Below are 14,072 nucleotides of genomic sequence, written 5' to 3' on the forward strand. Positions count from 1 at the left end.
CTCCTTTACACCGTTTCCTCTACGATGTACTCATAGATATCGTCCCGCACCGGCCGATCCAACCGATAGTTGATTTCAAACGCATCGCGTTTGGACTGCGCCATCTGAATCGGCTGCGGATCGCCCTCTGCATAGATCTCGCCCAAGAAGTAGAACTCCTTCGCTTCGTTATCATTTTTGTCTTTCCGAATAAAAAGAAAAATACGATTGTCTTGATCTTCCGCGGTTCGTTTATAAATATGATCGGCATCGCTGGAATTTATCTTTCGCGGGCGCTTCGACAATGCGATCAAATGATCCGGCGTAACAAATCGGTCTTCGTATGCAATCGCATCTTCCGCTTTATCGTAATTGATGAATACCGGAAGGGTTTTCGTTCGCTTATCATAAAAATAGCCACCGATATTCTGCGCAGTCAGGTTTTGCTCCCAGTTCAGAAGACGGCATACATCTTCGTAGGTATATTTTGCGTATAGCTGAAACGCCGTATCCTTGTATCGATTTCCGTATTCTCGATAACTGCGCTCGATACCAAAATCCACCAGTTCGGTAACTGCGGAGCGGAATTCCGGGTGAGAAAGCAATTGATGGAATTCCGACGCAATTTCATAGTTTTCTTTGTCCTCCTTTAAAAAAACACAGGCTGTAAATTTCTTTTGATCTTCATTTCTTGCGAATTCGTTTGTTAAATTTCGCAGCACGGAATGAGTTACCACATCCTGCACATCTGTTTTGTACCGGATTTTCATAAATTTCTTGTAGTACTGCTGAATTCGCGGTTCATTTTCCAACAACCCCTTTAAGACAATCAATTCATCAATTCGCTTTCCCTTTGCCAGTTTCCGGGAAATGAACTGCAGAATCTCCTCTTCTTTCGCACTCATCTCCGTCGTGTAATCCGCCTCGTACTTCTTGAGAAATTCGTGATAGGATCCCAGCTTATCGAAGAATTTCGTTACATCAATGGTTCCGTAATCATAGAAATCCTTCAGCTTTGGAATCCGCCCCAGCTTCTGTTTTAAGTTGCTGTACGCTTCCTTCAATGTTTTCAGATCATTGGTTGACGCGGAATCGATTGCCTGATAGATTCTTTTTTTCGAAATCTCATCAAAGTGAATGGTGGAACTTCCCGGAATCACCCTGGCCCCTTCGCTGACATACCGACGCATCGTATCCTTGTTGTAGGACCGGTCGCCCGACAACGCAATCGGAATCATGAAATTGTTTTTATAATTTCCAATGAAGTCCAATATCACCACGAACTCCTTATCATCCGACTTTCTCAGGCCTCTGCCCAGCTGCTGCACGAATACGATTGGTGATTGGGTCGGGCGCAGCATCACCACCTGGTTCACCTCCGGGATATCCACACCTTCGTTGAAGATATCCACCGTGAACACGTAGTCCAGGTAATCCTCTCGAGTATCGCTCACCAGCCGATCGATCACTTCTTCTCGCACCGCCTGAGAATCATCTCCCGACAGCATCCGGGCGCGATAACCATGCTGACAGAATTTCCGAGCCAGTTCTTCGCCCTCATCCTTCCGACTGCAGAACACCAAGCCTTTCACCCGGTCCCCGCTGTAGCCAAAATATTCCACCTGTTTCAGAATATAATCTACGCGCTCATCGCTCACCAGCTTGACAAAATTCCGAAGGCCGGATTCATCGTCAAATGTTTCTCCATCGATTTCCAAATCCGTAATGCCGAAATAGTGAAACGGGCACAGCAAATTCTCTTCCAGTGCCTGCTGCAGTCGAATTTCATAGGCAATATTGTAGTCATACAAATCAAAGATATCGAAATTGTCCGTTCGCTCCGGACTCGCAGTCATACCCAGCAGGAACTGAGGTTTAAAGTACTCCAAAATCCGCTGGTAGCTTTCCGCACCGGCGCGATGCGTCTCGTCGATACAGATAAAATCAAATTCCTCCGGTCTGAACTTCTCCAACACGTCCTCTTTGGACATCATCTGCATGGTGGAAAAGAGATAGTCCGCATCGTAATCCTTTTCATTTCCGGACAATAAGCCATACCGAATTGGACTTCCGTCCGGCTTGTATTTTCCCAATACTCGCTGATAACTCTTCAGCGCCTGTTTCGCAATTTGTTCCCGGTGCACCATAAAGAGGGCTTTCCCCGGCGCCGCATCTCGCATCGCGAATGCGGAGGCGTAGGTTTTTCCGGTACCCGTGGCAGAGATCAGCAGTGCTCGATTCTCTCCTTCTTCCCGAAGCTTCTGCAGATTCTGGATGAAGTTCAGCTGCATCGAATTTGGTTTTAGCTGATATCCCAACAAATCGATGGCCTTCCCTTGGGTCGCCACCTTCTTCTGCTTCTGAATCTCCCTGTACAGCAGTTCATATTTATCAATAAAATCTTCGAAACTCCGCGTCCGCTCCGAGGTCCACAGCTGCTGGAATTCCTGACGGATTTCGGTAAGGAACTCGCCTTGCTCGGTGGATACCATTTTGGTATTCCACTCCCGGTTCCGTGTCAGCGCCCCTAAAGTCATATTGGAGCTGCCCACAATTACCCGGTACATTTCATCTTTCCGGAAAAGATAACCCTTGGTATGAAAACCTTCCGATTCATCGTCCGTGACATACATTCTAATTTCCAGATTCTGCAGCTTTGACAGACGGCGAAGGGCTTTCGGATCGCTGAAATTGAGATAATTTGTGGTCAGAATCTTTCCCGGAATATTTCGGTGTTCTAATTCCTTGAACGTTTGCATAAAAGGCTCAATTCCGCTGTTGGTAATGAACGCCACGCTGATGGCGAATTCATCGCACCGCAGAAGTTCGCTCTCAATCGCGGACAGCACTTTCTTCCCCTCTGCCGCATTGTTCGACAAGAATTCCGGCCGATATGCCAGATTCGAATTGTATTCTCCATCGATAAAAGCAGTGCGAAAGCCTTTGCGCAGCTCTTCTATACTTGAATTTCGATTCTCATTCTTTTGCATATATTACGCTGCTCCTCTGTTCAAATATTTTTTACGGTTATACAGGGTTATTATATCACAGCGCCGGTAATGCGCTCAAGAAAGGTCTGTTTCCTCATGTTGGCGTGACTCGACGAAGAATCAAGGCTTTGCGGGCAGCAAGGCGCCAACATGACCTCTCACCGTCTGCAAAGCCGTCTAACCAATACACCCAAAAAGACAGATTCCCACACCTTTCGTGTGGGAATCTGCCTTTTTGCACCTATGTTTTTGCACCTATAACTTCTATTTCTTCGACTGATTCTGCAGTACCCCCAGCAGGCCCCGGGTCAGGACACTGGCCCCCACGGCCAGCAGCTCGGCTTCAATCCGATCCGCTCTGCGGCGGGCATCGGCTTCCGCTTTTTCCTGTTGGCGCTCCTTCTTGCGAAGGGCCTGATCCTCCAGCTTCTGTTGGCGGCGCCGCTCCTCATCTTCTAATTTCTGAAGGCGTTTTTTCGCCGCCTCTTCCTCCTTCAGGCGCTGCTTCTCTGCCACCGCTTCCTCTTTTTCTCGGATTTTGCGGTCGGCCTCCTCCTCCGCGGCGGTCTCTGCTTTTACCGCCTCTGCAGTCAACACCTCGTAGGCGGACTCGATGTCCACGTAGTCATCGTATTTCTCCATGCCGTCGTGCAACATGGCTTTGGAACGGAACATGGGATCCGGCGGCGCCATGGAGCTCTGGGGACAGAAGATTTTCGTACGCTCCACAATCGTCGGCACGCCCTCTTCATCCAGGAAGGAGGTCAGCGCTTCCCCCACGCCCAGCTCCAGGATGGCATCCTCCGTCTTGAATTCCGGATTGGCACGGAAAGTCTGAGCGGCGGTACGCACCGCCTTCAGTTCCGCCGGCGTGTAGGCGCGCAGGGCATGCTGCACCCGGTTGGAAAGCTGAGCCAGCACAGTATCCGGAATATCACTCGGGCTCTGGGTCACGAAATACACCCCCACACCCCGGGAGCGAATCAGCTTCACCGTCTGTTCGATTTTCTGCAGCAGCACCTTCGGCACATCTCGGAACAGCGTGTGCGCCTCATCGAAGAAAAATACCAGGCGCGGCTTGTCCAGGTCGCCGGATTCCGGCAGACTTTCGAACAGCTCCGACAGCAGCCACAGAAGGAAAGTGGCGTACAGCGTCGGATTCTGCACCAGTTTCACCGAGTCCAGCACGTTAATCATGCCCCGGCCCTCGGCATCAGTGCGGATCCAATCCTGAATATCCAGGGCCGGCTCTCCGAAGAACAGGTCGCCGCCCTGCTGCTCCAGAGGCAGCAATGCCCGCAAGATGGCCGCCACCGACTGAGGCGTAATGTTTCCGTAGGTCATCATGTATTCCGAGCGGTGCTCGCTCACGTAGTTCAGCATGACTCGCAGATCCTTCAGGTCGGTCAGCAGAAGGCCCTTGTCATCGGCGATGCGGAACACGATGTGAAGGATGCCTTCCTGCACATCTGTCAGACCCAGAATCCGGCTGAGAAGCTCCGGCCCCATCTCGCTGACGGTGACCCGGATGGGGTGACCGCCCTCCTGATAGATATCCCAGAAGGTGGTAGGATATTCCCGGTAAGTAAAAGTCTCCCGAAGGCCGAAACGGTCGATGCGCTTCTCCATATCCTCCGTGCTCTGCCCCGGTGCACAGATGCCCGCCACATCTCCTTTTACATCGCACATGAACACCGGCACGCCCGCATCGGAAAAGGATTCCGCCATCACCTTCATGGTGACCGTCTTGCCGGTACCGCTGGCGCCGGAAATCAGCCCGTGGCGGTTGCACATTTTCAGCACCATTTCCACCCGCTTGTCCCCCGCCAGGCCCATATATATTCTTCCATTCTCGTACATAACGTCATCCTCCGTCTTTCGTCAATGCTTCTTTTCATCATTATACGTGCTCCCTCGAATCGGCGCAACAGAAAACGAGCAGCGCCCCGTATGGAGTCGCCGCTCGTTGTTTTTGCCGTATTCTACGCTTTCTTGTAGGTGCTGTAGGCCAGCATGGTGAGGATCGGGTAGATCTCCAGACGGCCCAGCAGCATATCGATGCACATGACGATTTTCGAGAAATCGCCGTACGCCGAGAAGTTGGACATCGGTCCCACCGCATCGAAGCCCGGTCCGATGTTGTTAAAGGTGGCCATTACCGCCGAGAAATTGGTGGTCATGGAGAATTCCTTCGGGTCCAGGGACACCAGCAGGAAACTGACGATAATGATGAACACGTACAGTGCCAGGTAAGCCTGAACGTGCTGAATGGTCTTCTCGCTGACCCGCTCTCCGTCAATCCGCACGGTCCGAATTTCCTCCGGATGGAATACGTTGTGGAGGTTTCGTCTGGCGGATTTGAATAAAATCAAAATTCGAGAAACCTTGATGCCGCCGCCGGTACTGCCGGCGCAGGCGCCCACGAACATCAGGCAGATCAGGATGGCCTGGGAGAAATCCGGCCACAGGTTGAAGTCCGCGGTGGAAAAACCCGTGGTGGTGATGATGGATGCCACCTGGAAGGCCGCATCCCGCACGTTCTTGCCCAGCGGATGCGTGCTTCCGGAACGCATCAGGTTGGCCGCGATACCGGCGATGCTGGCGAACACGATGAACAGGTACACCCTCAGTTCTTCTCCTTTAATTGCCTCTTTGAACCGCTTGTGGGCCATCATGTAGTACACGCTGAAGTTGATGCCGAACAGCAGCATGAACACCGTGGTAATCCACTGGGCCATCGGCGTGTATTCCGCACATCCGGAGTTCAGTACCGCAAAACCTCCGGTTCCGGCGGTTCCGAATGCGATGCAGAAGGAATCGAAAGGCTTCATTCCCGAAAGAAGAAGCAGCACGATGTTGATTACGGTGAGAACCACGTAGATTCGATACAGGGCCGTGGCCGTATCCCGCATTCTCGGGACCATTTTGTTCACGGAAGGTCCCGGCGATTCCGCCCGCAGAAGGTGAAGGGAATATCCCTCGCCTTTGTGAGCCGAAGGAATGATGGCCAGGAAGAACACCAGCACGCCCATTCCGCCAATCCAGTGGCTGTAGGACCGCCAGAAAAGCAATCCCTTGCCCAGGCCCTCCACATCCGACACCACCGACGCTCCCGTGGTGGTGAAACCGGAAATAATCTCGAACAGGGCATCCACAAATCCCGGAATTCGTCCGGACAGATAGAAAGGCAGTGCCCCGACGATACTCAAAAGAATCCAGGCAAAAGCGGTTACCAGCATTCCCTCTTTGGCGTAGAAATTCATCCGGCGCCGCACGGAGCCGGCATACATCAACAAGGACATGGCGCCGGCCGTCGCCATGGCGCCGATGAATCCGATAACGGCCATCTGATCCCCCGTGTAGATGGCAACTCCCAGGGCCGGTGTCATGCACCCGATCTCGATGACGAGAATCCAGGCGCACACCCGCATCATTATCTTATAATTCATCCTTTTCCTCTTTATCCTCCTCAAAAATATCGTTCAGCTGTATATTCGGCATGGATCCGTTGGATACCACGATTACACGGTCTCCCGGCTGGAAGTAGCTGTTTCCGCCCGGGAACTCGATCTTCCGGTCCCTCGTGATGGTGGCCAGAAGAATGTTCTTTTTAAATTCAATATCCTTCAGCGGTTCATTGCAATGCAAGGTGTCCTCGTTCACCTTGAACTCGTACGCCTGCGCTCTTCCGCCGGCGATGGAGTGCAAGGTCTCCGCTGCATCGGATCCGTTCTGCATGGCCCGCACGTATCGAAGAATAGTATTGCCGCAAAGAATCTTCGGCGTGATGACGCTGCCCACCGGCATGTTGGCAATCAGGGAAAGATTCTCTCCCCGGCCCAGCTTGGTGACCACCTTCGGCACCTTCAGCTCGTTGGCGTACAGAGACGTAATGACGTTCAGTTCGTCCATTCCGGTCATGGAGATAAAAGCATCTGCTTTCTCAATGTGTTCCCGGTCCAGCACCGACTCTTTGGAGGCATCCCCCTGAATGATGGTGGCGTCGTGGAGACGGTCTGCCAGGTACTCACAACGGTCTCTCCGCTGCTCGATAATCTTCACGCCGATGCGGTCGTCCTCCAGCCGTTTGGCCAGGTAGTAGGTAATCCGTCCGCCGCCGGTAATGGTGACGTTCCGAATGCGCTTGGTGACGATGTTCAAGTTGTGCAGCAGTGTGGTGAGGTTGCTGGCGGAAGCGGTGACGTACACGTGATCTCCCTCCTGTAAAACAAATTCACCGGAAGGAATGATGACCTCGTCCCGGCGAGCCACAACGCATACCAGAATCTGGCATTTCACGATATCCGCAATCTTGTACAGCGGCTTGTCGCAAATCGGGCTGCCGGCGGTAACGTGCAGTTCCACCAGGTCTACCAGTCCGTTGACGAATTCTTCCCGGCTCAGGAATCCCGGGTACCGAAGGAGACTGATGATTTCGTGAGCGGTCTGGAATTCCGGATTGACGGTAAGGGACAGCCCCAGCTGTTCCTCCAACATATCCGTACTTTCCATGTATTCCGGGGAGCGAACCCGGGCGATGGTTGTGATGTCCGGATTCAACCCTTTTGCCGTAAGACAGGTGAGCAGATTGGTTTCATCTTCACCGGTGGCCGCAATCAACAGATCCGTCTGCTCGATGTTGGCGGCGCGAAGAACGCTCATCGATGCACTGTTGCCCTCGATGGACATCACATCATACTGCTCCAAAGCCGCTTCCAAAGCGGCAAAATCCTTATCGATTACCACCAGATCGTGCCCGTCTCTCGTGAGCTGATCCGCCAGAAGGTTTCCCACCTTACCGGTACCGGCAACAATAATCTTCATATTTATATATCCTCCTGAAATAAGTATTCTTTAGGCATACTGTAGATGATAACACAAAACCGTGCCGGTAGCGACAAAATTCTCGTAAAATCCTTATTTTTACTGAGTTTTTTCAGTTGAAATTCTATGCGATTTAATACATAATATATTGTGTGTGAGCAATTTGACGCTCATTGTGATTTCATAACTAACAGGAGGACTTAATTATGGCTAAATATGATTGGGGAACGTTCGGATTCCATATTCCGGAAATCATGCTTCCAAAGGAAGGCACCGACTACAGCAAGTGGGCAGTAGTTGCTTGTGACCAGTACACTTCGGAACCGGAATATTGGAAACAGGTAGAAGAAATCGTTGGAGATGCACCATCCACTCTTCGCCTGATGCTTCCGGAAATTTTCCTGGGAAAAGAAGCGGAAGCGGAGAAGTCCGCAGACATCCGCAAGACCATGGATCAGTATCTGGCAGACGGTACTCTCCGCACTCTGGAGCCGGGCTGTATGCTCATCAAGAGAACCGCTGAGGGACGTACCCGTACCGGTCTGGTAATCGCTACGGATCTGGAAGCATATGACTTCAGCAAGGGATCCACTTCCCTGACCCGCGCAACCGAAGGCACCGTAATCGAAAGAATCCCACCTCGTCTGCGCATCCGTGAAGGTGCTCCAATCGAGATGCCGCACATCCTGATCCTGATTGACGACCCGGACAAGAGCGTTATCGAGCCGCTGGTGAACGCACCTCAGACTCCGGTATATGATACCGACCTGATGATGGAGGGCGGACACATCACCGGTTCCTTCATCGCAGAGAAGGATTTGGAAGGCGCAAAGGATGCCCTGTCCGTACTCTTCGACAAAGCCGTTGAGAAGTATGGCGAAGGCAACGTGATTTTCCAAGCAATGGGCGACGGAAACCACTCCCTGGCAACCGCAAAGACCATGTGGGAGAACCTGAAGAAGACCCTGACTCCGGAAGAAGCGGAGAATCATCCGGCTCGCTATGCGCTGTGCGAAATTGAAAATATCCACGATGAGGGCATCGTATTCGAACCGATTCACCGTGTAATCTTCGCAAAGAAGGGCCAGTCCGGCATGGATCTGGTAAACGAGACCGTTGAACTGCTGCAGCAGGAGAACGGCGGTGCGCACCTGGCAGAAGACGGATATCAGGCAAAAGAAGGTGAGTTCGCAATCCCTTACGTTACCGACGAGCAGCGCGGAACCATCGTTGTAACCGATCCAGCCAACAAGCTGGAAGTAGGTGCACTCCAGAACGCACTGGACGTTATCGTTAAGGAAAGAGAGGATGCAGACATCGACTACATCCACGGTTCCAAAGCCGTAGAGTCCCTGTCCAAGGAAGCGGGCAACGCAGGTTTCTACCTCCCGGCAATGGATAAATTCATGCTCTTCCCGGCAGTTGCCGCAGACGGCGCGCTGCCAAGAAAGACCTTCTCCATGGGCGAAGCCAACGAGAAGAGATACTACATCGAGAGCAGATACATCGGAAAGTAATTTAGTAATTTCTTTGATGCAAGTTAAGAGGGCGGATAATCACGGGGACGTGATTATCCGTTTTTTTATAAAAAAACGCTATGAACTCTCGTCCACAGCGTCTCTCCTATTTCTCTACTTCTCTACCTCAAAATCCGCATCCACGGCTTCCTCAATCTCGCCCTCGGCGTCCACAAAAGGATGTTCCGGCATCTCCGCAAACTCCGGCGCAGCCTCTGCCGCTTCCGCCTCCTGCGCCGCACGGAGCGCCGCTTCTTTTTCCAGCTGCTTCATCTTCTTCTCATACTCATCCGGATCGCCGTGCTCCGCAATCCATTCCGCATCCTTCTTAGACGTTCCGATGAACAGGAAGGCTGACGCCGCCATGCTGGCGCACATCACCAAGCTCAAGGTGCTCCATCCCCGGAAAATCCCAAATGTGCCCAGGGCCACCCAGAACGCCATCACGATGGTGTAAAACTTCGGCTTATCTTCTCTATACAATCTTCTCATTCTCAACTCTCCTAGCTCTTCCTCTACTTCTGCGGTAGTTCCGCGCCACACTCCATGCAATATTGGCCCCCCGGTGCGCACTGCACCCCGCACTCCGGACAGATAATCACATCCTCCGCCCGAACGGCATCCACAATTCGCACTTCCTGACCGTCCTTCAGCTTTTCCATCAGCCGTTCCGCGTATCGGTTCAGCTTCTTGTTCTGAGGGCTCATCTCCAGCTTCGGATAATCCTTCTTGATGGTATCCCGCACCTTCTCGTATTTTTCTTTTGCGGCAAAAATAAGTGTCTCAATGCCGTAAGCGCCCGGCCGGTCCACCAGGAATGTCAGGTTGCGCACGTCATCGCAATACAGGCAAGCCCGAACGCCCGAATCCATGACCAAAACCCCGTGATCCAGGATGTGCCGGTCCTTTCCCAGAAAAATCAGACCCTTCTCCCCCGGAATCACTTCCTCCAGCACCTGCGGCTTCCGATTAATCAGCAAAAAATTACTTTTTGTCATAAATATAAGTTCCTCTCGATTTCCGGCGGGATTCTTTTTCGTGAAGTCCCGCAACGGGCTGATTTTACCACTTGCAGGGGCATGCTGTCAAACTTTTGAGGAGAAAAGTCCCTGCAGAATGCCGGAATCGATTGGGGGTTGTTATTTCTTTTTACCCTCGATATAATTTAGAGGAAACGAGGCGCTGTGAATTGTTCGATGGCCTCGCTGCAAACGGTATCAATTCAATGGAGAGAGGAATATATCATGGATTTTCTGATTGTTGTAGATATGCAAAATGATTTTGTGGACGGCGTGCTGGGCACCAAGGAGGCGGAAGCCATCGTGCCGGCGGTGGCGGAAACCATTCGAAACTGGAACGGACCGGTCATCTGCACCCGGGACACGCACCAGAAGTTCTACCTTCATACCCAGGAAGGGGAGCATCTGCCGGTAATTCACTGCGTGGAGGGCACAGAGGGCTGGGAGCTGAACCCGGTCATCGCGGAAGCCGCCGACGTGCCGGACACCGTGATGGAGCTGAACAAACCATCTTTCGGTTCTCTGGAACTGCCAAAATGCATCCAACTCCTGGAGGACGATGAGGATCCGATTTCTTCCATCACCCTAGTAGGTCTGTGCACGGATATCTGTGTGATTTCCAACGCCATGATTCTCAAAGCAGCCTTCCCGGAAACCCCAATCCGTGTCCTGGAAAAATGCTGTGCCGGCGTCACCCCAGAGCAGCACCGGAATGCACTGAACGCCATGAAGGTCTGCCAGATTGAGGTGGAATAGTCCCGCCCCTCCGGGGATTAGTGCAGACCCTCCGGGAAATAGTGCCGACCCTCCGGGGGAATAGTGCCGACCCTCCGGGAAATAGTGCCGACCCTCCGGGGGAATATGAAAAAGAGAAGGAAAATGCCACGGAACGGTTGGCATTTTCCTTTTTCATTTTTTGCGGCACAGAGTTCGCGCTCGAAAACCGAGTTCATTGGCTTTGCGGGCAGGCGTGCGCGAACCGAACCGGGGCCCGGGCCGCTTTTCCGCTTTCTTTCGGCACAGGGTTCGCGCTCGAAAACCAAGTTCATTGGCTTTGCGGGCAGGCGTGCGCGAACCGAACCGGGACCCGGGCTCTATTTCCCTCTTTTCCCGACACAAAGTTCGCGCACAAAAACCGAATTCATTGGCTTTGCGGGCAGGCGTGCGCGAACCGAACCGGGGCCCGGGCCACTTTTTCACTTTCTTCCGGCTCAGGGTTCGCGCTCGAAAACCGAGTTCATTGCCTTTGCGGGCAGGCGAGCGCGAACCTCCCCGAGGCCCGGGCCACTTTTTCGCTTTCTTCCGGCTCAGGGTTCGCGCTCGAAAACCGAGTTCATTGGCTTTGCGGGCAGGCGTGCGCGAACCGAACCGGGACCCGGGCCGCTTTTTCACTTTCTTCCGGCACAGGGTTCGCGCTCGAAAACCGAGTTCATTGCCTTTGCGGGCAGGCGAGCGCGAACCGAACCGGGACCCGGGCCGCTTTTTCACTTTCTTCCGGCACAGGGTTCGCGCTCGAAAACCGAGTTCATTGGCTTTGCGGGCAGGCGTGCGCGAACCGAACCGGGGCCCGGGCTCTATTTCCCTCTTTTCCCGACACAAAGTTCGCGCACAAAAACCGAATTCATTGGCTTTGCGGGCAGGCGTGCGCGAACCTCCCCGAGGCCCGGGCTCTATTTCCCTCTTTTCCCGACACAAAGTTCGCGCACAAAAACCGAATTCATTGGCTTTGCGGGCAGGCGTGCGCGAACCGAACCGGGGCCCGGGCCGCTTTTTCGCTTTCTTCCGGCACAGGGTTCGCGCTCGAAAACCGAGTTCATTGCCTTTGCGGGCAGGCGTGCGCGAACCGAACCGGGGCCCGGGCCGCTTTTTCTGCTCTTTAGCGGATAGAAATCGTCGCAAAGGATTCTCTTATATTTTCAGGAAAATGTTCCGTCTGGGATTTCAGAAAATCTTCTGCTGTTATTCCAATTTTGCGAGCTTGTGCTGTCGGAACTCTTCCGAAGGTTTGTTCAATGATTTTAGCGAGACTTTCCAAGTCCGGGCCACTTTTTGAGTTTTCAAAAGACAACAACAATGTTACACCCGGCGAGAATCCCATTTCCTCATAAATAAGAGACTTTTGATAGAATGAAGAACTGTATTTTTCACCAATATCATCCTTAAACCAAAGTCCCAAATGTTCTATGATGTAAAGAATCGGTTCAAACGGATGCACAATTGTGAAATCCGGATAAATATATCGGCCATTTATATATATTGGTAGCTCATGGAAAAAATCCAACCCATATGAATGCAGTAAATTGTACGTCAATGATTCTGAGCGGCTTCGCACGAAAGATCCGTCTACCGTTGATACTTGCAACGATTCCGGATGTGGAACCGGACAAATATCTTTCAGGTGCTGCAAATCTTTAAGCAGAAGCGTTTTCGCATCACTGCACTCCATAGCACCATTCAAAGTAGATGGAATATAATGTTTCGGAAGCACTTTTAATAGTTCCTCGTTCGAAATTGGTACAAAATGACTCAGAAAATACTCTGCCGCTTCAATATTCCCTTCAGCTAAAGTTAATAGAGTTTCATATAATCTGTATTCTCGAATTCCTAAAACATCCGGATGCGTTTCTTTTCCCAAATAATGCTTTGCTTCTCCCGGAAAATATGCCGAATAATACGGATGTCCTTTTGTATAACCGACTTTCAAAAGTTGTCCCTTGTATTCCCGGAGGGAATACAATTTATTCTCACATTTACTTTTCAAGAGTTCTTGTTCTGACAAAACCTTTTCAATAAAACTGATATCCTTACAAATCATATGTGCCTCCTTGTATTTTCTTCAGTATGGCACATACTGCTAAGAAGGTAAAATTTCATACGACATACTTTTAAACTTTTTCTCACACAATGCAGTACTTTCTGTGAGATTGTACTTATTAAATACAAACCGCTGCTGTCACCTGCGGGCAGACGTGCGCGAACCTCCCCGGCGCCCGGTCCACTTTTTCGCTTTCTTCCGGCTCAGGGTTCGCGCACGAAAACCGAGTTCATTGGCTTTGCGGGCAGACGTGCGCGAACCTCCCCGGCGCCCGGTCCACTTTTTCGCTTTCTTCCGGCTCAGGGTTCGCGCTCGAAAACCGAGTTCATTGGCTTTGCGGGCAGACGTGCGCGAACCTCCCCGGCGCCCGGTCCACTTTTTCGCTTTCTTCCGGCTCAGGGTTCGCGCTCGGAAACCGAGTTCATTGGCTTTGCGGGCCGACGTGCGCGAACCCCACCGGGACCCGAGCTCTATTTCCCTCTTTTCCCGGCACAGAGTTCGCGCTCGGAAACCGAGTTCATTGGCTTTGCGGGCCGACGTGCGCGAACCCCACCGGGACCCGAGCTCTATTTCCCTCTTTTCCCGGCACAGAGTTCGCGCTCGAAAACCGAGTTCATTGGCTTTGCGGGCAGGCGTGCGCGAACCAAACCGGGGCCCGGGCCGCTTTTTCGCTTTCTTCCGGCTCAGGGTTCGCGCTCGGAAACCGAGTTCATTGGCTTTGCGGGCAACCGTGCGCGAACCATGCCGCCGCCCGGGCTCTATTTCCCCCTTTTCCCGACTCAAAGTTCGCGCTCAAAAACCGAATTCATTGGCTTTGCGGGCAGGCGAGCGCGAACCCTGTGCCCCATGCCGGAGCCCGGGCCTCCGGCAGATCCCTTGCACAAAAAAAAGAAAGCAGCGATTTCAAAATCGAAATCGCTGCTCCCTT

Annotated in this window: 9 protein-coding genes; 2 read left to right on the forward strand and 7 right to left on the reverse strand. The window is 52.2% G+C overall.

Features of this window, described 5'->3' with window-relative positions; genetic code table 11:
- Positions 1-5: 5 nt before the first annotated feature.
- The 4 genes from FYJ65_RS02120 to trkA form a co-directional block, all read right to left on the reverse strand.
- A complete protein-coding gene (locus tag FYJ65_RS02120; protein ID WP_154553707.1) occupies positions 6-2,969 on the reverse strand; it encodes a DEAD/DEAH box helicase in 2,964 nt (987 codons plus the stop codon).
- Between the two features lie 264 nt (positions 2,970-3,233).
- A complete protein-coding gene (locus FYJ65_RS02125; protein ID WP_154553708.1) occupies positions 3,234-4,829 on the reverse strand; it encodes a helicase HerA-like domain-containing protein in 1,596 nt (531 codons plus the stop codon).
- A 122-nt stretch (positions 4,830-4,951) separates the two neighbouring features.
- Complete coding sequence (locus FYJ65_RS02130; protein ID WP_154553709.1) at positions 4,952-6,418, reverse strand: TrkH family potassium uptake protein; 1,467 nt, start codon at positions 6,416-6,418, stop codon at positions 4,952-4,954.
- Positions 6,408-7,793, reverse strand: a complete 1,386-nt coding sequence (gene trkA / locus FYJ65_RS02135; RefSeq protein WP_154553710.1) for a Trk system potassium transporter TrkA — start codon at positions 7,791-7,793, stop codon at positions 6,408-6,410. Before trkA ends, FYJ65_RS02130 begins: the two co-directional genes overlap by 11 nt.
- 206 nt (positions 7,794-7,999) lie before the next feature.
- On the opposite strand from trkA, the gene FYJ65_RS02140 reads away from it, so the two are divergent.
- Positions 8,000-9,310, forward strand: a complete 1,311-nt coding sequence (locus tag FYJ65_RS02140) for a DUF1015 domain-containing protein (RefSeq protein ID WP_154553711.1) — start codon at positions 8,000-8,002, stop codon at positions 9,308-9,310.
- Positions 9,311-9,424: 114 nt separating this feature from the next.
- Here FYJ65_RS02140 and FYJ65_RS02145 read toward each other — a convergent pair whose 3' ends face one another.
- Both FYJ65_RS02145 and FYJ65_RS02150 read right to left on the reverse strand, forming a co-directional pair.
- Positions 9,425-9,802, reverse strand: a complete 378-nt coding sequence (locus FYJ65_RS02145; protein ID WP_154553712.1) for a hypothetical protein — start codon at positions 9,800-9,802, stop codon at positions 9,425-9,427.
- 23 nt (positions 9,803-9,825) lie between these two features.
- Positions 9,826-10,308, reverse strand: coding sequence for a hypothetical protein (locus FYJ65_RS02150; RefSeq protein WP_154553713.1), 483 nt, complete (start codon positions 10,306-10,308; stop codon positions 9,826-9,828).
- A 246-nt stretch (positions 10,309-10,554) separates the two neighbouring features.
- Between FYJ65_RS02150 and FYJ65_RS02155 the strand changes: the two genes are divergently transcribed.
- The gene (locus FYJ65_RS02155) at positions 10,555-11,085 is read left to right on the forward strand and encodes a cysteine hydrolase family protein (RefSeq protein WP_154553714.1); all 531 of its coding nucleotides are present in this window, start codon (positions 10,555-10,557) and stop codon (positions 11,083-11,085) included.
- 1,120 nt (positions 11,086-12,205) lie between these two features.
- Here FYJ65_RS02155 and FYJ65_RS02160 read toward each other — a convergent pair.
- Complete coding sequence (locus tag FYJ65_RS02160; RefSeq protein ID WP_154553715.1) at positions 12,206-13,144, reverse strand: hypothetical protein; 939 nt, start codon at positions 13,142-13,144, stop codon at positions 12,206-12,208.
- Positions 13,145-14,072 lie beyond the last annotated feature (928 nt).

The sequence above is a fragment of the Mogibacterium kristiansenii genome (assembly GCF_009695905.1).
Lineage (GTDB): Bacteria > Bacillota > Clostridia > Peptostreptococcales > Anaerovoracaceae > Mogibacterium_A > Mogibacterium_A kristiansenii.

Excerpts from the sequence above, each read along its gene's own strand:
- FYJ65_RS02120 (WP_154553707.1), bottom strand. The coding sequence starts at position 2,969 with ATGCAAAAGAATGAGAATCGAAATTCAAGTATAGAAGAGCTGCGCAAA.
- FYJ65_RS02125 (WP_154553708.1), bottom strand. The coding sequence starts at position 4,829 with ATGTACGAGAATGGAAGAATATATATGGGCCTGGCGGGGGACAAGCGG.
- FYJ65_RS02130 (WP_154553709.1), bottom strand. The coding sequence starts at position 6,418 with ATGAATTATAAGATAATGATGCGGGTGTGCGCCTGGATTCTCGTCATC.
- trkA (WP_154553710.1), bottom strand. The coding sequence starts at position 7,793 with ATGAAGATTATTGTTGCCGGTACCGGTAAGGTGGGAAACCTTCTGGCG.
- FYJ65_RS02140 (WP_154553711.1), top strand. The coding sequence starts at position 8,000 with ATGGCTAAATATGATTGGGGAACGTTCGGATTCCATATTCCGGAAATC.
- FYJ65_RS02145 (WP_154553712.1), bottom strand. The coding sequence starts at position 9,802 with ATGAGAAGATTGTATAGAGAAGATAAGCCGAAGTTTTACACCATCGTG.
- FYJ65_RS02150 (WP_154553713.1), bottom strand. The coding sequence starts at position 10,308 with ATGACAAAAAGTAATTTTTTGCTGATTAATCGGAAGCCGCAGGTGCTG.
- FYJ65_RS02155 (WP_154553714.1), top strand. The coding sequence starts at position 10,555 with ATGGATTTTCTGATTGTTGTAGATATGCAAAATGATTTTGTGGACGGC.
- FYJ65_RS02160 (WP_154553715.1), bottom strand. The coding sequence starts at position 13,144 with ATGATTTGTAAGGATATCAGTTTTATTGAAAAGGTTTTGTCAGAACAA.